This window comes from Streptomyces sp. NPDC050315 (genome assembly GCF_040655775.1).
Lineage (GTDB): Bacteria > Actinomycetota > Actinomycetes > Streptomycetales > Streptomycetaceae > Streptomyces.
The window spans coordinates 236,442-255,109 of sequence record NZ_JBFAKN010000008.1; the positions used below are offsets into that span (position 1 = coordinate 236,442).

The 18,668-nt window shown below is 72.2% G+C and carries 16 protein-coding genes; 11 read left to right on the forward strand and 5 right to left on the reverse strand.

Annotated elements, in window-relative coordinates:
- Nucleotides 1-53: 53 nt before the first annotated feature.
- On the forward strand, nucleotides 54-1,520 hold the full coding sequence (locus AB0I82_RS28470) for an amidase (RefSeq protein WP_363260228.1): 1,467 nt from the start codon (nucleotides 54-56) through the stop codon (nucleotides 1,518-1,520).
- A gap of 18 nt (nucleotides 1,521-1,538) precedes the next feature.
- Here AB0I82_RS28470 and AB0I82_RS28475 read toward each other — a convergent pair whose 3' ends face one another.
- Together AB0I82_RS28475 and AB0I82_RS28480 are read right to left on the reverse strand one after the other, a co-directional pair.
- A complete protein-coding gene (locus tag AB0I82_RS28475) occupies nucleotides 1,539-2,093 on the reverse strand; it encodes an isochorismatase family protein (RefSeq protein WP_363260229.1) in 555 nt (184 codons plus the stop codon).
- Nucleotides 2,094-2,096: 3 nt separating this feature from the next.
- On the reverse strand, nucleotides 2,097-2,534 hold the full coding sequence (locus AB0I82_RS28480) for a MarR family transcriptional regulator (protein ID WP_363260230.1): 438 nt from the start codon (nucleotides 2,532-2,534) through the stop codon (nucleotides 2,097-2,099).
- A 211-nt stretch (nucleotides 2,535-2,745) separates the two neighbouring features.
- Here AB0I82_RS28480 and AB0I82_RS28485 point away from each other — a divergent pair, with 211 nt between their 5' ends.
- The 4 genes from AB0I82_RS28485 (at nucleotide 2,746) to ligD (AB0I82_RS28500) (ending at nucleotide 7,500) form a co-directional block, all read left to right on the forward strand.
- Nucleotides 2,746-4,008, forward strand: a complete 1,263-nt coding sequence (locus tag AB0I82_RS28485) for a hypothetical protein (protein ID WP_363260231.1) — start codon at nucleotides 2,746-2,748, stop codon at nucleotides 4,006-4,008.
- Nucleotides 4,009-4,184: 176 nt separating this feature from the next.
- Nucleotides 4,185-5,027 (forward strand): nitrilase-related carbon-nitrogen hydrolase, encoded by an 843-nt coding sequence (locus tag AB0I82_RS28490; RefSeq protein WP_363260232.1) that lies wholly within the window; start codon nucleotides 4,185-4,187, stop codon nucleotides 5,025-5,027.
- Entirely contained in the window at nucleotides 5,024-6,331 is a 1,308-nt protein-coding gene (locus AB0I82_RS28495; protein ID WP_363260233.1) for an aspartate aminotransferase family protein, read from the forward strand. Before AB0I82_RS28490 ends, AB0I82_RS28495 begins: the two co-directional genes overlap by 4 nt.
- Nucleotides 6,332-6,540: 209 nt before the next feature.
- Entirely contained in the window at nucleotides 6,541-7,500 is a 960-nt protein-coding gene (gene ligD, locus AB0I82_RS28500) for a non-homologous end-joining DNA ligase (RefSeq protein WP_363260234.1), read from the forward strand.
- Between the two features lie 71 nt (nucleotides 7,501-7,571).
- Here ligD (AB0I82_RS28500) and ligD (AB0I82_RS28505) read toward each other — a convergent pair whose 3' ends face one another.
- A complete protein-coding gene (gene ligD / locus AB0I82_RS28505; protein WP_363260235.1) occupies nucleotides 7,572-8,465 on the reverse strand; it encodes a non-homologous end-joining DNA ligase in 894 nt (297 codons plus the stop codon).
- Nucleotides 8,466-8,536: 71 nt separating this feature from the next.
- Here ligD (AB0I82_RS28505) and AB0I82_RS28510 point away from each other — a divergent pair, with 71 nt between their 5' ends.
- Complete coding sequence (locus tag AB0I82_RS28510) at nucleotides 8,537-9,583, forward strand: Ku protein (RefSeq protein WP_363260237.1); 1,047 nt, start codon at nucleotides 8,537-8,539, stop codon at nucleotides 9,581-9,583.
- A 132-nt stretch (nucleotides 9,584-9,715) separates the two neighbouring features.
- On the opposite strand, the gene AB0I82_RS28515 is transcribed toward AB0I82_RS28510, so the two are convergent.
- Nucleotides 9,716-10,123, reverse strand: a complete 408-nt coding sequence (locus AB0I82_RS28515) for an ATP-binding protein (protein WP_363260238.1) — start codon at nucleotides 10,121-10,123, stop codon at nucleotides 9,716-9,718.
- 604 nt (nucleotides 10,124-10,727) lie between these two features.
- On the opposite strand from AB0I82_RS28515, the gene lpdA reads away from it, so the two are divergent.
- The 3 genes from lpdA (at nucleotide 10,728) to AB0I82_RS28530 (ending at nucleotide 13,412) form a co-directional block, all read left to right on the forward strand.
- On the forward strand, nucleotides 10,728-12,131 hold the full coding sequence (gene lpdA, locus AB0I82_RS28520) for a dihydrolipoyl dehydrogenase (protein WP_363260239.1): 1,404 nt from the start codon (nucleotides 10,728-10,730) through the stop codon (nucleotides 12,129-12,131).
- A 97-nt stretch (nucleotides 12,132-12,228) separates the two neighbouring features.
- The gene (locus AB0I82_RS28525) at nucleotides 12,229-12,453 is read left to right on the forward strand and encodes a hypothetical protein (RefSeq protein WP_363260240.1); all 225 of its coding nucleotides are present in this window, start codon (nucleotides 12,229-12,231) and stop codon (nucleotides 12,451-12,453) included.
- Between the two features lie 128 nt (nucleotides 12,454-12,581).
- Nucleotides 12,582-13,412, forward strand: coding sequence for an endonuclease (locus AB0I82_RS28530; RefSeq protein ID WP_363260241.1), 831 nt, complete (start codon nucleotides 12,582-12,584; stop codon nucleotides 13,410-13,412).
- A gap of 17 nt (nucleotides 13,413-13,429) precedes the next feature.
- Here AB0I82_RS28530 and AB0I82_RS28535 read toward each other — a convergent pair whose 3' ends face one another.
- Nucleotides 13,430-14,431: a WYL domain-containing protein gene (locus AB0I82_RS28535; protein WP_363260243.1), complete on the reverse strand. Its 1,002-nt coding sequence runs from the start codon at nucleotides 14,429-14,431 to the stop codon at nucleotides 13,430-13,432.
- A 63-nt stretch (nucleotides 14,432-14,494) separates the two neighbouring features.
- Between AB0I82_RS28535 and AB0I82_RS28540 the strand changes: the two genes are divergently transcribed.
- Both AB0I82_RS28540 and AB0I82_RS28545 read left to right on the forward strand, forming a co-directional pair.
- Nucleotides 14,495-16,747: an excinuclease ABC subunit UvrA gene (locus tag AB0I82_RS28540; protein ID WP_363260244.1), complete on the forward strand. Its 2,253-nt coding sequence runs from the start codon at nucleotides 14,495-14,497 to the stop codon at nucleotides 16,745-16,747.
- A gap of 271 nt (nucleotides 16,748-17,018) precedes the next feature.
- Entirely contained in the window at nucleotides 17,019-18,629 is a 1,611-nt protein-coding gene (locus AB0I82_RS28545; protein WP_363260245.1) for a M4 family metallopeptidase, read from the forward strand.
- Nucleotides 18,630-18,668: the final 39 nt, after the last annotated feature.

An 18,668-nucleotide genomic window follows, 5' to 3' on the forward strand; every position in this document is an offset into this window, starting at 1 on the left:
CCGTCTCCGGTGCCCCGCACGGGCCCGGAGACGGTTGATGCCGTCGCGCGCACATGGTTACGCTGCGCTTCTCCGTCGGAACGGAACGTCAGTACGAGAGGCGGCGTGAGGCAGTGGGGGACAGGTTCGAGGGACTGGCCGAACAGGCCAGAGCATTGCGCGACGGCGACACCACATCGGCCGAACTGGTCGGGCGGTCGCTGGAGCGCATCGAGGCGACCAGGGGCACCGTCAACGCCTTCCGGCTGGTGCGCACCGAGGCGGCGCTCGCCGAGGCGGAGGCCGCCGACCGCAGGCTCGCGGCGGGCGAGCGGCTGCCGCTGCTCGGCGTGCCGGTCGCGGTCAAGGACGACACCGATGTGGCGGGCGAGCCCACCGCGTTCGGCTGCGCGGGCACCTTCCCGCCCAAGGCCGAGGACTCCGAAGTGGTACGGCGGCTGCGCGCCGCCGGAGCCATCGTCGTCGGCAAGACCAACGCCTGCGAGCTGGGCCAGTGGCCGTTCACCGAGGGCCCCGCCTTCGGCGACACCCGCAACCCGTGGAGCCCGGCGCACACCCCCGGCGGCTCCTCCGGCGGCTCGGCCGCCGCGGTCGCCGCCGGGCTGGTGCCCGCCGCGCTCGGCACGGACGGCGCGGGCTCGGTCCGCATCCCCGCGGCCTGGACCCACCTGGTCGGCATCAAGCCGCAGCGCGGCCGCATTTCCACCTGGCCGGAGCCGGAGGCCTTCCAGGGCATCACCGGCATAGGGCCGCTGGCCCGCACGGTCGAGGACGCGGCGCTGCTCCTGGAGGTCTCCAGCGGCAGCCACCGGCACGATCTGCACCGCCCGGCGCCGGTCGCGGTCCGCGACGCGGTCGGCCGGGACCCGGGACGGCTGCGCATCGCGCTGTCCTGGAAGGCCGCCTGGACCGGTACGCCGCGCCCGCTCCACCCCGAAGTACGCGCCGCCGTCACGGACCTCGCCCGCACCCTCGCCCGCCTCGGCCACTTCGTCGAGGAGGCCGAGCCGGACTACGGACTCATCGGGCTCGCCTTCGTGCCGCGCGCGACCACGGGCGTACGGGAGTGGACCGAACGGGTGCCGGACCGCTCGCTGCTGGACCGCAGGACCCGGGACGCCGCGCGGCTGGGGCGGCTGCTGAGCGGGCGCGCGCTGAAGCTCGCGCGGGCCACCGAGGCGCGGCAGCAGAAGCGGGTGGGCGCGATCTTCGGGCGGTACGACGTCGTACTGACCCCGACCACCGCCACGCCCCCGCCGCGGATCGGCACCCTCGCCGCGATGAACGGCTGGCGCACCGACCGCGCGATGATCGCGGCCTGCCCGTACGCCTGGCCGTGGAACGTGCTCGGCTGGCCGGGCGTCAGCGTGCCCGCGGGCTTCAGCTCGGCCGGACTGCCGCTCGGCGCCCAACTGCTGGGCCCCGAGGGCGGCGAGCCCCGGCTCGTCTCGCTCGCCTCCCAGCTGGAGGACGACCTGCGGTGGTACGAGAAGTGGCCGCGGCTGCGCGCCGGGGCGTGAACTCCCGTATCAACTCCCTTATGACGCCAGGAGCTTGAGGATCGCGTCCGTGGTGTCGGTCTCGCCCAGCCGCGGGAAGATCTTCTCGACGCTGTTGTCGTGCGCGGCGGCGTCCATGTCCGTCACGGCGTCCGTCGCGACCGTCACGTGGTAGCCGTGCTCGTAGGCACTGCGCGCCGTTGACTCCACGCCGATGCTGGTCGCGATGCCGCCCAGTACGATCTGCGTGACACCGAGGCGGCGCAGCTCCATGTCCAGCGCGGTGCCGTGGAAGGCGCCCCAGGTCTTCTTGGTGACGAGCAGGTCCGACGGCTGCCGGCCCAGCTCGGGGACCAGGTCGGCCCAGTCGGCGGGCGGGTTGTCGGCGCGGGCCGGGCCCTCGGTGCGGCCGGGTGCGCCGCCGGTGACGTTCACCAGCACGACGGGCAGGCCGCGCTCGCGGAACGCGGCGGCCAGCCGCGCGCCCCGCGCGATGACCTCGGCGGCGGGGTGCGCGGTGGGCAGCGCGGCGATGCCCTTCTGCAGGTCGATCAGGACCAGCGCGGTGTTCGGGTCGAGCGTGGTGGCGGTCATGGTTCAGTTCTCCGTCAGTCGTTTCAGCAGCGCGGCGGCCTCGGCCAGTACGCGCCGTTCCTCGGGGGTGGTCTGCTCGGCGAGGGCCGCGGTGAGCCAGTTCTGCTTGGCCCGCCGGACATCGGCCAGTACGCGTCGGCCCTCGTCGGTGAGCGCGAGGACGGCCTGCCGGCCGTCGGTGGGGTGCGGGCTCCGCGCGACGATGCCGCGCTCCTCCAGGGCGGCCAGCGTCACCCGCATCGACTGCGGGCGCACCAGCTCGGCCCGGGCCAGCGCCGCGGTGGTGGCGGGCCCGTCGCTGTCCAGCCGGGCGCAGACCGCGCGCTGCGTGGGCGTGAGCCCGCCGCTCGGCGACTCGGCGCGCAGCCGGCGCATCAGCAGGCCGACGGCCGCGCTGAGGTCCGTGACGAGCTGCTCGTGCGCTGTCCCTTTGGTCGGCATGCCGACACCGTAAAAACTCGACAGGCAAACTTGCAAGTTTTGCTGTCTTCCGTGCCGATCACGCCGTTGTTCCGCGATCGCGGAACCTTCGCCCCGGCAGCAGTGCAAAACTCCCTGTAGTCGTTCCGTGACAGACGGGACGCCGCATGACGGATGGGCAACCGAGGGGCCGGTGCGGCAGCGCACGGTGACCCTGGGGGGAGAGGGCGGCATGGCAGAGGAGCAACTGCGGGATTCATTAGGCGAGTTCGCGTACTTCCTGCGCGGTCTGACGGGCGCGCTGGACGAGGCCGGGGGCTGGTACGGGGTCTTTCTGCAGCGCGACCCCGAGGGGCTGCGGGCCTGCCTGGAGGGGCGCGAGGTGCCGCCCTGGGACGTGGTCGAGTCGCTGCTCCAGGACCTGTCCGGGCGGTACGGCACACAGGTGGCGGCGGAGGCCGGGGCGTGCGCCCGGCAGCTGTACGGTGCGGCGGTCGCCGCGTACGACGAGCTGACCGGCCCGGCGGAGCTCCGTGCACGCCTCGACGCGGCGCTCGGCGAACTCCGCGACGCCACCCGCCGCGAGAGCGACCTGCGCGCCGATCTCGAAGGCGCGGAGCCCGGTACGGAGGCGGACGCGCTGGGCCAGGAACTTGCCTGGGCCGCCGACGACATGGCCCGTGCGCAGGCCCGCGTGCAGGAGCTCCGGTTGCGCATCGAGGGCAGCGAGTGGACGGAGGGGCCGCCGCTCGTGGTGGGGCATCTTGCGCCGCATGAGCCGGCGGCGGGTCCGGTGGCGGGTCCGGTGATGGAGGAGGCCGCGGCGAAGGGGGCCGCGGCGGCGGAGGGTGACCAGGGGCGGAAACCCGCCAAGGAGCGGGCAGCTGAGGCACCCGAGTCTGGTACCGGTACCGGTCAGGTGCCCCCGCTGCCCCTCCCGCCCCACGCGCAGCAGGCCGTGGCCACCGCCGTGACCCACCTCGCGGAGTTGCGGGCCGCCGGGCGCGGCGGTGAGGCGCACGCCGTCCTGTGTGCCGCGGCCCGCCGCCCCGCCGAGGAACTGCCGTTCATCGCCCAGGAGTTGGAGCGCTGCGGGCTCGACGCCGATGTGCCCACCCTGCTGTGGGAGGTGGCCTGCCTGCCGCCGGTCCCGCTCGCCGCCGCGGCCGCCGCGCTGGCCGCCGCGGGGCGGGCCCGGGACTGTGCGAGCCTGCTCCGGCAGGGCGTGGCCCGGCCGGTCGGCGAGGTGGCGAGCGCCGCGCGGGCGCTGCTGGACGACGGGTGCCGGGCCGAGGCGCGGGACCTGCTGGCCGCGCTGGTCCGTACCCGTACGGCGCAGGAGGCGGCCGGCCTGGCGGACGCCACGGACGTGCCCGAGGTCCTGCTGCCGCTGCTTCTGGAGGCGGCCGAGGAGAGTGTCCCGCACCGCTACCGCGATCTGGTCCACGCGCTGCGGATGGCCGGCGTCCCCGACCGCCTCACCGGTGTCCGCTGACCCGTCCGCACCACTGCTCACAGCCGCTTCGTACAGCAGTTCCCGGCGGCGCGGAATCGGCCGCGCGGCGCGGCAGAGATGGTCTTGCCAGGGTGCACATCCCGGCCTACGGTCACCTCCACACGCGTAGAGCACACATGGACCGGTTGTCTGACGCCCTGGCAAAGGAGCAGCTCATGGCCGATGTTGTACGTGCCGCACTGGTGCAGGCGACCTGGACGGGCGATACCGAGTCGATGATCGCCAAGCATGAGGAGCACGCCCGCGCGGCGGCCGCCCAGGGCGCGAAGGTGATCGGCTTCCAGGAAGTCTTCAACGCCCCGTACTTCTGCCAGGTCCAGGAGCCGGAGCACTACCGCTGGGCCGAGCCGGTGCCCGACGGCCCGACCGTCCGCCGGATGCAGGAGCTGGCCCGCGAGACCGGCATGGTCATCGTCGTCCCGGTCTTCGAGGTCGAGCAGTCCGGCTTCTACTACAACACCGCGGCCGTCATCGACGCCGACGGCACGGTCCTCGGCACGTACCGCAAGCACCACATCCCGCAGGTCAAGGGCTTCTGGGAGAAGTACTACTTCAAACCGGGCAACAAGGGCTGGCCGGTGTTCGACACCGCGGTCGGCAAGGTCGGCGTCTACATCTGTTACGACCGGCACTTCCCCGAGGGCTGGCGCCAGCTCGGCCTGAACGGCGCCCAGCTCGTCTACAACCCCTCCGCGACCTCCCGCGGCCTCTCCGCCTACCTGTGGCAGCTGGAGCAGCCGGCCGCCGCGGTCGCCAACGAGTACTTCGTCGCGGCGATCAACCGCGTCGGCGTCGAGGAGTACGGCGACAACGACTTCTACGGCACCAGCTACTTCGTCGACCCGCGTGGGCAGTTCGTCGGCGACGTGGCCAGCGACAGCAAGGAGGAACTGATCGTCCGCGACCTGGACTTCGGGCTGATCGACGAGGTCCGGCAGCAGTGGGCGTTCTACCGGGACCGCCGCCCCGACGCGTACGAAGGGTTGGTGCAGCCGTGACCCACTACGCCGACGACGCCGCCCATCTGCACGCCCGGCACCGCTCCGTCCTCCCCGAGTGGCTGACGCTGCTCTACGACCGCCCCATCGAGCTGACGCACGGTGAGGGCCGGCACGTCTGGGACTCCGAGGGCAATCGCTACCTCGACTTCTTCGGCGGCATCCTCACCACGATGACCGCGCACGCGCTGCCCGAGGTCACCAAGGCGGTCGCCGAGCAGGCCGGCCGCATCATCCACACCTCGACGCTCTACCTCTCCCGCCCGATGGTGGACCTGGCGGAGCGGATCGCGGCGCTGTCCGGCATCCCCGACGCGCGGGTCTTCTTCACCACCTCCGGTACGGAGGCCAACGACGCGGCGCTGCTGCTGGCGACCACGTACCGCCGCTCGAACCAGATCCTGGCGATGCGCAACAGCTACCACGGCCGGTCCTTCTCGGCCGTCGGCATCACCGGTAACCAGAGCTGGTCGCCGACCAGCCTCTCGCCGCTGCAGACGCTGTGGGTGCACGGCGGGGTGCGCAGCCGCGGCCCGTACGCGCACCTCACGGACGCCCAGTACATCGAGGCGTGCGTCGCGGACCTGAAGGACATGCTGCAGCAGACGGCGGGCGGGGTGGCCGCGCTGATCGCCGAGCCCATCCAGGGCGTCGGCGGCTTCACGTCGCCGCCCGACGGGCTGTACGCGGCGTTCCGCGAGGTACTGGCCGAGCGCGGCATCCTCTGGATCAGCGACGAGGTGCAGACCGGCTGGGGCCGTACGGGTGAGCACTTCTGGGGCTGGCAGGCGCACGGCACGAGCGGCCCGCCCGACCTGCTGACCTTCGCCAAGGGCATCGGCAACGGCATGTCCATCGGCGGCGTGGTCGCCCGCGCGGAGGTGATGAACTGCCTGAACGCCAACTCCCTCTCCACCTTCGGCGGCAGCCCGGTCACCATGGCGGCGGGCATCGCCAACCTCAATTACCTCCTCGAACACGACCTCCAGGGCAACGCCCGGCGCGTCGGCGGCCTGCTCATCGAGCGGCTGCGCGCGGTGGCCGCCGGGCTGGACATCGTGCGCGAGGTCCGCGGACGCGGCCTGATGATCGGCATCGAGCTGGTCGAACCGGGCACGGACGAGCCGTCGCCGCGCGCGGCCGCCGCCGTCACGGAGGCGGCCCGGGAACGCGGCTTGCTCATCGGCAAGGGCGGCCTGAACGGTGCGGCTCTGCGCATCGCACCCCCGCTCTCCCTGACCGTCGCGGAGGCGGAGGAGGGCGCGAAGCTCCTCGCGGAGGCGTTGCGGGTGGCGGCCGACTGATCGCCGTAGGGGTTCGCGCCGGAGGCCGGGCTCAGCTGCGCTGTGGCTGAGCGCGCAGTTCCCCGCGCCCCTGAAGGGGCGCGGGGAACTGCGCGAGCAACCCACGCGGTGGGGCAGTCGGGGGACGGTGCGAACCCCTACGGCGGTGGGCCCCGCCCCTGCGCCGGCAGAGGTCGCGTCGGCCGCCCCGACCGCTGATCATCGGAGGTATGGCCACACCTCCGATGCCCGGTTGGCGGCCCATGCTCGCAACACCGGGCCCGCTCCCCGCCGACGGCGCCGACCCCGCCTGGGCGTACGAGGTGAAGTGGGACGGCGTGCGCTGCCTCGCGCACGTGCCGGGGGACGGATCCGTGCGGCTCGTCACCCGCGCAGGCAACGACGCCACCCGCACCTACCCGGAGCTCGCGGCGCTCGGCGCCGCATTGCGCGGCCGGTCCGCCGTCCTGGACGGCGAGGTCGTCGTGCTCGACGAGGAAGGGCGGCCCGACTTCGGCCGGCTCCAGCGCCGGATGAACGTCGCGGACGCCCGCCGCACCGCCCGGCTGCTGACCGACCACCCCGTCCACCTCGTCCTCTTCGACGTGCTGTACCTGGACGGGCGGCCGCTGCTGGACGCCCCGTACGAGGAGCGCCGGGAGGCGCTGGCGGGGCTGGAGCTGGCGGCGCCGGAGTGGTCGACGCCGGGGTACGTCGTGGGGAAGGGCGCCGAGGTGTGGGAGACGACGCTGCGCAACGGCCTGGAAGGCGTACTCGCCAAGCGGCTCGGCTCCCCCTACACCCCGGGCATCCGGTCCGCCGACTGGCGCAAGACCAAGCACGTACGCACCCTCGACATCGTCATCGGCGGCTGGTGGGAGGGGCGCGGCGGGATCGCCGGGCTGCCGGGATCAGTCCTCGCGGGGATCGAGGAGGCGGACGGAGCGCTGCGGTACGCCGGTTCCGTCGGCTCCGGCCTCTCCGACCACGAACGGCGGGAGCTGGCCCGGTACTTCGAGGTCCTCGCGCGCGACACCTCGCCGTTCACCGGGCCGGTCGAGGTGCCGGGCGCGCGCTGGGTGGAGCCGCGGCTGGTGGCCGAGGTCGGCTACTCCGGCTGGACGGCGGCGGGCCGGCTGCGCCACCCGACGTGGCACCGGCTGCGGCCGGACCTGACGCGGCTGGACTGAGCGGTCGGCGGTGGCCGTCGGCGGTCGGCGGTCGCCGGTCGGCAGTCAGCGGTCGGCAGCCGACGACCGCGTCACCGCTTCGCGCGCGGCAGCCGCTTCGCCCGGTTCAGATTGATCAGCGGGCCGAGCAGATCCCCGTACCGCTCGCGGCGCTCCGCAATGTCACCGATGAGGAAGTGCAGGTCGGCGGGGTCCGTACAGCCGTCGATCTCGTCCCAGGTCACCGGCGTGGAGACGGTCGGCTCGGCGCGGGCGCGCACCGTGTACGGCGTGGCCGTGGTCTTCGCCGCGCTGTTCTGGCTGAAGTCGATGAAGACCTTGCCGGGCCGCAGCGCCTTGGTCATCCGGTGCACCACCTGCTCGGGCAGCGCGTGCTCCGCCTCCACCGCGATGCCCTTGGCGTACGCGGTGACGTCGTCCGACGGCGTGGGCTCGATCGGCACGAGCAGATGCAGCCCCTTGGACCCGGAGGTCTTGGCGTACACGTGCAGGCCGTCCGCCGACAGCCGCTCGCGCAGCCACCCGGCGACCGCGCAGCAGTCGACGATGGTGGCCGGCGCGCCGGGGTCCAGGTCCAGCACCAGCCGGTCGGCCACGCCCGGCTCGTCCTTGCGCCACTGCGGGGTGTGCAGCTCGACGACGAGGTTGGCCGCCCACATCAGGGACGCGGTGTCCTGCAGCACCACCTGGCGGCCGGTCTTGCCGCTCCGGCGGGTCAGATCGACGGTCTTCACCCAGGCGGGCGTACCGGGGGGCACGTTCTTGGTGAAGAACGTCTCGCCGTCCGGGCCGTCCGGATACCGCAGGAAGGAGACCGGGCGGTCGCAGAGGTGGGCGAGCAGCGCGCCGGCGGTCTGCGCGTAGTAGTGCAGCACCTCGCCCTTCGTGGTCCCGGTGGCCGGGTAGAGCACCTTGTCCAGCCGGGTGACCGTCAGCCGGCGTCCCTCGATCTCGGTGATCGGCATACCCTGAGAGTCCCACGAATCGCGATAAAACGGACGCACGCACGAACGTACGAACGCTAAGGGACGCACGCATGAGATCCATCTGGAACGGGTCGATCTCCTTCGGCCTGGTCAGCATCCCGGTGAAGATGTACAGCGCGACGGACAGCGCCGCCGCGGTCTCCTTCGTCCAGATCCACGAGAAGGACGGCGGCCGCATCCGCTACCGCAAGGTGTGCGAGCTGGACGGCGAGGAGGTGAGCCAGGACGAGATCGGCAAGGGGTACCAGGCCGCCTCCGACATGATCGTCCCGCTCAGCGATGCCGACCTCGCCCAGCTGCCGCTGCCCACCGCCAAGACGCTGACCATCCTCGCGTTCGTCGACGCCTCCGACATCGACCCGCTGCAGATGGACAAGGCGTACTACCTCGGCGCGAACGGCCCGTCCGCCGCCAAGCCGTACGTCCTGCTGCGGGACGCGCTGGTGCACCACCAGAAGGTGGCCATCGGCAAGGTCGCGCTGCGCAACCGCGAGACGCTGGCCATGCTGCGGGTGCACGACGACGCGATCGTGATGCACGCGCTGCTGTGGCCGGACCAGATCCGCTCCCCGGCCGGCCTCGCGCCCAAGGAGAACGTCCAGATCAGGGACAACGAACTCACCCTCGCCGAGACCCTGATGGACTCGCTCGGCGAGCTGGACCAGGGCGAGCTGCACGACGACTACCGGGATGCGGTCGAGGAGCTGGTCACCGCGAAACTGGAGGGCGGCGAGCCGGCCGTGCCCTCGGAGGGCCCCCGGCGCGGCGGCAAGGTCATCGACCTGATGGCGGCCCTGGAGGACAGCGTCCGGGCGGCGCAGGAGGGGCGCGGCGGCGCGGAGGACGAGGAAGGTACCGGCGCGTCCGTCACACGGCTGCGCGGGAAGGCCTCGGCGAAGACTGCGGGGACGGCGGCGAAGAGTACGGGATCGGCCGGATCCGCGGCGAAGAAGGCCGCGGCCGAGAAGTCCGCCCCGGCGAAGAAGAGCACCGCCAAGAAGGCCGCTCCCGCGAAGAAGAGCACCGCCGCGAAGAAGACCGCGACGGCGAAGAAGACCCCGGCGAAGAAGACCGCGTCACGCCGGAAGGCCGGCTGAACGGCGGCTCGGGACGGTAGTGGTACGGCTCGGGATGGTGCCGGTACGGGTGCCGGCCGAGGTGGTGGGGCGGGGTCCGGGCCCCGGTGGTGCGCCCTGCGGCGCGTCGGTCGATGCCTTGACCACGGCTCTTCACGTCCCCGCGAGTACCGCCCGTACGGTCTTGCCGCCGCCGCGGTCCGCGGTGATGTCGAACTGCCGGGACAGCAGTCCCACGATGGCCATGCCCCGGCCGCTGGTCGCCTCTTCGGTGAGCGGCTGGACCGTGGGGGTGCGCGGGCTGTCGTCGTGCACCTCGATGGTGACGCCGCTCGCCGCGGCACTGAGGCGGAGCCGGCAGCGGCTGTTGCCGTGCCGCACCGCGTTCGTGACCAGCTCGGACACGATGAGTACTGCTTCGTCCACCCGGCCGGACACGCCGTCGGGCATCTCCGGGTGGCCGAGGAAGCCGCTGGTCAACCTCCTGGCCCAGCGGGCCGACGCGACCTCCCGAGGCAGCGCGTACTCGACGCGCGCCGCGCGGTTCCTGCTCGCGTGCATGGGTCTCACTCCCTCCTCTGACGGTGGCGGAGGGCGTACGGTCAGCGCGTCGACCCCTCCACCGTGGCCGGGTGCGATCCACCCGGCCTGCCGACGGGAGCGGTCATTCCCGCTCGTCCACGCCCCAACCATCGAGAACCCGTTTGCCGACCCGCTGTGACGGAGTGAACACCCGCACCTCAGGGGGCGACCGGCGCTCACGGGCGTACGTGCTCTGGGAGCGGGCACTCGGAGGGCCACCGGCGCACGCCCCACGGCGGACGGATCCAGCCGATCATGGCGGCCCCGCGGCGCCGCACGTCGGTCTCGTGCGGCCCAGCACAGCCCGCCGCCCGTCCCCCGGTGCCACCTCCGGGGCCCGGTTCGCGGCCACCGCGAACGATGGTTTACTATTCAAAAGAAGTGAGAGACGGCGACGCACCGCCGCTGACCTCGCTCTCCGGCGCCCCCGCGGCATCCGCGGCCGCGCCCCACACACCAGCCCCGGCCGGCTTCCCCCGTCTGGCCGGGGCTTCCCCCTTTCCGGACGCGGTGCGCCGAACGGCCTACGCGGCGTCCCGTCAACGCCCTGCGCACGCGACCGGTGCCGACCTACGCTGCCGGTATGAGTGCACACTTTGACGTCGTCGTCCTCGGCGCGGGCCCCGGTGGCTACGTCGCCGCGATCCGCGCGGCCCAGCTCGGCCGCAGTGTCGCGATCATCGAGGAGAAGTACTGGGGCGGGGTCTGCCTGAACGTGGGCTGCATCCCCTCCAAGGCCCTGCTGCGCAACGCCGAGCTGGCGCACCTGTTCACGCAGGAGGCCAAGACCTTCGGCATCCAGTCCAGCGGCGAGGTGACCTTCGACTACGGCGCGGCCTTCACCCGCAGCCGCAAGGTCGCGGACGGGCGCGTCAAGGGCGTGCACTACCTCATGAAGAAGAACAAGATCACGCAGTACGAGGGCCGCGGCACCTTCGCCGACCCGAACACCTTGCAGGTCGCGCTCTCCGACGGCGGCTCGGAGACCGTCACCTTCGACCACTGCATCATCGCCGCCGGCGCCACCACCAAGCTGCTGCCGGGCACCTCGCTGAGCGAGCGGGTGGTGACGTACGAGGAGCAGATCCTCAGCGACGAGCTGCCCCGCAGCATCATCATCGCGGGCGCCGGCGCGATCGGCGTGGAGTTCGCGTACGTACTGCGCAACTACGGCGTGGACGTCACGATCGTGGAGTTCCTGGACCGGCTGGTGCCGCTGGAGGACGCCGAGGTCTCCGCCGAACTGGCCAAGCGGTACAAGCGCCTGGGCGTCAAGGTGCTCACCGGCACCCGCGTCGAAGGCATCGACGACGACGGCAGCGGCACGGTGAAGGTGCACGTCAGCACCGGAGAGCAGCGGCAGACCCTGGAGGCCGACAAGGTCCTCCAGGCGATCGGCTTCCAGCCGCGCGTCGAGGGCTACGGCCTGGAGAACACCGGCGTACGGCTCACCGAGCGCGGCGCCATCGACGTGGACGGCCGCTGCCGTACGAGCGTGCCGCACATCTTCGCGATCGGTGACGTCACCGCGAAGCTGATGCTCGCGCACGCCGCCGAGTCCATGGGCATCGTTGCCGCGGAGACGCTCGCGGACGCGGAGACCATGGAGCTGGACTATGTGATGATCCCGCGCGCGACGTACTGCCAGCCGCAGATCGCCAGCTTCGGGTGGACCGAGGCGCAGGCCCGCGAGCAGGGCTTCGACGTGCAGGTCGCGAAGTTCCCGTTCACCGCGAACGGCAAGGCGCACGGCCTCGGTGACAGCGTCGGCTTCGTGAAGATCCTCAGCGACGGCAGGTACGGCGAACTCCTCGGCGCCCACCTCATCGGGCCCGAAGTCACCGAGCTGCTCCCGGAGTTGACGCTGGCTCAGCAGTGGGACCTGACCGTCCACGAGGTGGCCCGCAATGTGCACGCGCACCCGACGCTGGGCGAGGCGGTCAAGGAGGCCGTGCACGGGCTCGCAGGGCACATGATCAACATGTGAGAAGCCGGGCCATACCCCCTGGTCGCGGCACTCCGTGCCCCGTCGTGGCCGAGCCGAAAACGAGCGGCGGCCCGGCGGGGTCCGGCGACACTGAGGCATGTCCATTGTGTCCCCGGGCAGCCGCCCGCACCGGCTGCCCGACCATCCGCTCCGCGACCGTCCGCTCGGCGACCATCCACTCCGCGCCCGCCTCGGCCCGCTCGCGAGCACGCTGCGGGACGTGCTGGGCTGCCTCGGGGTGATTGTGGCGGCGGTACTGGTCTCGCTGGTGTGCGTGCTGCTGTCGCAGGAGTTCCCGCAACTCGCAGAGATATCACGGTGATTGCTGGACCGCGGGCGGGCCCGGATGGCAGGCTGCCTGCGGCCGGCGGCCCGCCGGCCGGTACTGGCCCGCGCCCCCACACGCACCTCGCGGGCCGGCCCACGCGCATGGGGGAGAGGACTCCACTCGTGGACATATCCCGTACCACCGTTCGCAGCAGAATCGTCACGGCAGTCGCCGGTACCGCGCTGATCGCCCTGGCCTTCCAGGTCCCGGCCACAGCCGCGCCCGAACCGGCCCCGCGTACCCCGGCGGCCTCGGCCACGGCGTACGACGACACGTACTACAAGGACGCCCTCGGCAAGACCGGCCCCGAGCTCAAGTCCGCGCTGCACACGATCATCAGCTCCGGCGTCAGCAAGCTCAGCTACGACCAGGTCTGGAACGCCCTGAAGGCCACCGACCAGGACCCGAAGAACTCCTCGAACGTCATCCTGCTCTACACCGGCCGTTCGCAGAGCAAGGACGACAACGGCGGCGACCCCGACCAGTGGAACCGCGAGCACGTCTGGGCCAAGTCGCACGGCGACTTCGGCACCTCGACGGGGCCCGGCACCGACATCCACCACCTCCGCCCGACCGACGTCTCGGTCAACAGCACGCGCGGCAACAAGGACTTCGACAACGGCGGCAGCGAGGTCGGCGAGGCGCCCGGCAACTACACCGACGGCGACTCCTTCGAGCCCCGCGACGCGGTCAAGGGCGACGTGGCCCGCATGATCCTCTACATGGCGGTCCGTTACGACGGCGACGACGGCTTCGCCGACCTGGAGCCCAACGACAAGGTCGACAACGGCTCGGCGCCCGCCATCGGCCGGCTCAGCGTCCTGAAGACCTGGAGCCAGCAGGACCCGCCGGACGACTTCGAGAAGAACCGCAACGAGGTCATCTTCGACAAGTACCAGCACAACCGGAACCCGTTCATCGACCACCCGGAGTGGGTCGACGCGATCTGGTAACCGGCCGCACCAGGCTCTCAGGGATGGTGGCCGCCCGCCGCGGCCACCATCCTGCCGCCCAGCTTCCGCAGGTACGCGATCAGCTCGGGCGGCTCCTGCACCTCGAACTCCACGTCCAGCAGGGCCAGTCGGAGAGCGAGCCAGTCCAGCGCGTCGCCGCCGGTCAGCAGGCGGCAGCGGTCGGCGGAGAGCGGCTCCAGTACCCCGGTGCCCGGGGGCACGTGCCGCGCGGCGTCCTCGGCCGAGGTGTGCAGGACGACCACCGCGCGGTGCCGGGCGCGGTGGCCGGTGACCGACTCGGCCACGTAGGCCGCCGCGTCCTCCGTGGGCAGCGCGCGCTCGGCGGACCGCGCCCCGGTGGCCAGCGGCTCGCGCACCCGGTCGGCGCGGAAGGTCCGCCAGTCGTCCCGGTCCAGGTCGTACGCGACCAGGTACCAGCGGTGGTCGGCGCTCACCAGGCGGTACGGCTCGGTGTGCCGCTTCGAGGGCGTGCCGCCGCTCGAGGGCGTGCCGCCGCGGCCCGCGTACGTGAAGCGCAGCCGTTCCCGGCGGCGGCACGCGGCGGCCAGTACGCCCAGTACGGCGGGGTCCGTGGTGGGCGCGGTGCCGCCGGCGGTGAGCAGCCCGTACAGCGGGTCGGTGGCCTCCTGGAGGGCGGCGACGCGGCGGCGCAGCCGGTCGGGCAGTACCTGCTCCAGCTTGGCCAGGGCGCGGACCGAGGTCTCCGCCACGCCGGTCACCGCGCCGCCCGCCGCCGTGTGCAGCCCGATGGCGATGGCCACCGCCTCGTCGTCCTCCAGGAGCAGCGGCGGCATGGCCGTGCCTGCCGCGAGCCGGTAGCCCCCGACGGCGCCGATCGTCGCGTCGACCGGGTAGCCCAGGTCGCGCAGCCGACCGACGTCCCGGCGGACGGTCCGCTCGGACACGCCGAGCCGGCGGGCCAGCTCGGGCCCGGTGTGCTCGCGTCCGGTCTGCAGCAGGGAGAGCAGTTGCAGCAGCCGGGCCGGGGTGTCACTCACACCGTCCAGGCTCCCACGGAAGGCGGACATGTAATGTCCTGCTTACTTCCTACCGTGCGGAGCATGGCGACAGACAGCATCCGCATCACCGGGGCCCGCGAGCACAACCTGAAGGACGTGACGCTGGAGATCCCCCGGGGCCGGCTCACCGTCTTCACCGGGGTCTCCGGCTCCGGCAAGTCCTCGGTGGTCTTCGGCACGATCGCCGTGGAGTCGCAGCGGCAGCTCGGCCAGACCTTCGGCTGGTACGTGCGCAACCGCCTGCCGAAACACGAGCGCCCGAAGGCGGACACCATCGAGCGGCTCTCCCCGGCGATCGTGGTGGACCAGCGCCCGGTCGGCGGCAATGCCCGCTCCACGGTCGGCACCATGACCGACATCCACCCGATGCTGCGGGTGCTGTACTCGCGCTGCGGTGAGCCGAGCGCGGGGGAGGCATCCGCGTACTCGTTCAACGATCCGGCCGGGATGTGCCCGGAGTGCGACGGGCTCGGCAAGGTGGTGCGCCTCGATCTCGAACGGGCCCTGGATCTCACGAAGTCGTTGAACGAAGGGGCGATCCGGCTCCCGATGGTGGGCATCGGCAGCGCCTGGTGGCAGATGTTCGCCGAGACCGGGCTGTTCGACCCGGACAAGCCGCTGGCCGAGTACACCGAAGCGGAGCGCGAGTTGCTGCTGTACGACGACACCGGGCGCAAGGTGCGGCGGGCCCGCGCCCGTAACGACAACTCGTACGGGGGGCTGGTGGTCGGCTTCCAGCGGCAGTACGTGAACCGCGATGTCTCGGGGCTGAGCGAGCGGCTGCGGGACGCCGTGCGGCGCTTCGTACGCGAGGACGTGTGCCCCGAGTGCGGGGGCGCGCGGCTGGCCGCGGCGGCCCGCAAGACACAGGTGGCGGGGCTGACCCTGGCGGACATGACGGCCCTGGAGGCGGACGAGCTGATCGCCGTACTGAAGGGCATCGACGACCCGGTGGGCGGGCCGGTCGCCGCGCAGGCCGTGGCCTCCCTGGAGCGCGTCGTCGGTATCGGCCTCGGCTATCTGAGCCTGGACCGGGAGACCGCCACCCTCTCGGGCGGCGAGGGCCAGCGCCTGAAGACCGTCCGCCATCTCGGCTCCAGCCTGACCGGCATGACGTACATCTTCGACGAGCCGAGCATCGGGCTGCACCCGAGGGACGTCGCCCGGCTCAACTCCCTCCTGCTGCGGCTGCGGGACCACGGCAACACAGTGCTGGTCGTCGAGCACGACCCGGACGTCATCGCGATCGCCGACCACGTCGTCGACATGGGCCCCGGAGCGGGCACGCACGGCGGGCGGGTGGTGTACGAGGGCACGGTCGCAGGGCTCAAGGAGGCGGACACCCCGACCGGCCGCGCGCTGCGCCGTACGGCAGGCTTCAAGGCCGCCGTACGGGAGCCCGCGGGGTGGCTGCCCCTGGAAGACGCGACGCTGCACAACCTGAAGAACGTGTCCGTCGCCGTGCCTATGGGGGTGCTCACGGCCGTCACGGGGGTGGCGGGCTCGGGCAAGAGCACGCTGGCCACCGAGGTGCTGCCGGCGCGGTATCCGGAGGCGATCGTGGTCGGGCAGGGGCCCATCGGGGCGTCGTCGCGCTCCACCCCGGCCACGTACCTCGGCCTCATGGACCCGCTGCGCAGGCTCTTCGCCCGTACGCACGGCGTCGCGCCCGGCCTGTTCAGCTTCAACTCGGCGGGCGCGTGCGGGACCTGCGGCGGCCGCGGCGAGATCCGTACCGACCTGGCGTTCATGGACCCGGTCACCCGGACCTGCGAGGCGTGCCGCGGGCGCCGCTTCCACGAGGACGTACTGGCGATGACCGTGCGGGGCAGGTCGGTCGCGGACGTGCTGGACCTGACGACCGAGCAGGCCCGGGACTTCCTGGCCGGGGAGCCGGCGATGCGTCCCCCGCTGGCCGCGATGAACGACGTGGGCCTCGGGTACCTGCCGCTCGGCCGGGCGGTGTCCTCGCTCTCGGGCGGCGAGCGGCAACGCCTCAAGCTCGCCACGCACCTGGACGACACCGGCGGGGTGTACGTCCTGGACGAGCCGACGACCGGGCTGCACATGGCCGATGTGGACGGGCTGCTGGCGCTGCTGGACCGGCTGGTCGACGCCGGGAACACCGTGCTGGTCATCGAGCACGACATGGACGTCGTCCGGCACGCGGACTGGGTGATCGACCTCGGCCCGGAGGGCGGCAGGCGCGGCGGCGAGGTCCTGTTCAGCGGCGCGCCGCGGGGCCTCCTGGACCGTCCGGACTCGCCCACGGGGCAGCGTCTGCGGAGCAGGTGATCGGGAAGCGGTGATCGCCGTACGGATAACGGGCGGTCAAATTCTCGTTGCTGATCTGTCGGAAACGGTCAGGAAGTGGCACGCTCTCTCCGGCCCAACTGCTGTTTCACAACAAAAGGGTCTGGTTCCGTGTGTGCGCGCGGACCATGCACTGCCTCGTACCACCCGCACCACCACTCCGTACGACTCGTATGAGCGGGCGGCCGCTACCCATGGCCGCCCACCCCCCTCGACGGGCCGCCACCCCGCGGCCCCGTACCAAGGAGACCGCGTGAGAGGCTCTGCCCACAGACGTAAGTACGCGCTTCGTGCCGCCGCCCTGGTCGCTTCGGCGGCCACGGTCGTGCTCGGCGTCCAGAGCGCCCCGGCCGGCGCGCAGAGCGACCGGGAGGCCGGTGCCGTCGCCCTGTCGCCGGGCCAGCGCGCCGCTGCCGTACAGGACGCCCAGTCCGGCGCCGCCGCCACCGCCCCCGCCATCGGCCTCGGCGGCAAGGAGAAGCTGGTCGCCCGGGACGTCATCAAGGACGCCGACGGCACGGTGCACACCCGTTACGAGCGGACCTACGACGGCCTGCCGGTCCTCGGCGGCGACCTCGTCGTGCACGAGAAGAAGAACGGCGACCGCAAGGTCACCAAGGCGGTGAAGGCCCGAATAGCCGTGCCGACCACCAAGGCCGAACTCCCCGCCGCGAGCGCCGAGAAGAGCGCGCTGAAGACCTCCGCGGCCGAGAAGAACACGAAGACCGACGCGCCGCAGGCACCGCGCAAGGTGATCTGGGCGGCCACCGGCAAGCCCGTCCTCGCCTACGAGACGGTCGTCAAGGGCGTCCAGAAGGACGGCACCCCCAGCGAACTGCACGTCGTCACCGACGCGGCCACCGGCAAGCAGCTCTTCGCCGACGAGCGCATCGAGACCGGCACCGGCACCGGTGACTACAACGGCACGGTCACCCTCGGCACCACGAACACCGGCTCCGGCTACGACCTCAAGGACGGCGCCCGCGGCGGCCACCGCACCTACGACCTGAACCAGGGCACCTCCGGCACCGGCACCCTCTTCCACGACGCCGACGACATCTGGGGCGGCGGCCGCCAGTCCGCCGCCGTCGACGCCCACTACGGCGCGGCCACCACCTGGGACTTCTACAAGAACGTGCTGGGCCGCAGCGGCATCAAGGGCGACGGCGTCGGCGCGTACAGCCGGGTCCACTACGGCAACGCGTACGTCAATGCCTTCTGGTCCGACAGCTGCTTCTGCATGACCTACGGCGACGGCGCGGGCAACACCCACCCGCTCACGTCCCTCGACGTGGCGGCGCACGAAATGAGCCACGGCGTCACCTCGAACACCGCGAACCTGCGCTACAGCGGTGAGTCCGGCGGCCTCAACGAGGCCACCTCCGACATCTTCGGCACCTCCGTCGAGTGGTACGCCAACAACACCAAGGACCCGGGCGACTACCTCATCGGCGAGAAGATCGACATCAACGGCGACGGCACCCCGCTGCGCTACATGGACAAGCCCAGCAGGGACGGCGTCTCGCGCGACTACTGGTCCAAGGACCTGGGCCGGATCGACGTCCACTACTCCTCGGGCCCGGCCAACCACTGGTACTACCTGCTCTCCGAGGGCAGCGGCGCCAAGACCATCAACGGCGTGAACTACAACAGCCCGACGTACGACGGCAAGGCGGTCAGCGGGATCGGCCGCGCCAAGGTCGAGAAGATCTGGTACCGGGCGCTCACCACGTACATGACCTCCACGACCAACTACGCGGCCGCCCGCACCGCCACCCTCTCGGCGGCCGGCGACCTCTACGGTGCCTCCAGCGCCGAGTACCAGGCCGTGAACGCCGCCTGGGCCGCGATCAACGTGCGCTGAGTCGGCCCCGGTACGGCCACTTCTCGATCACTCGTCCGG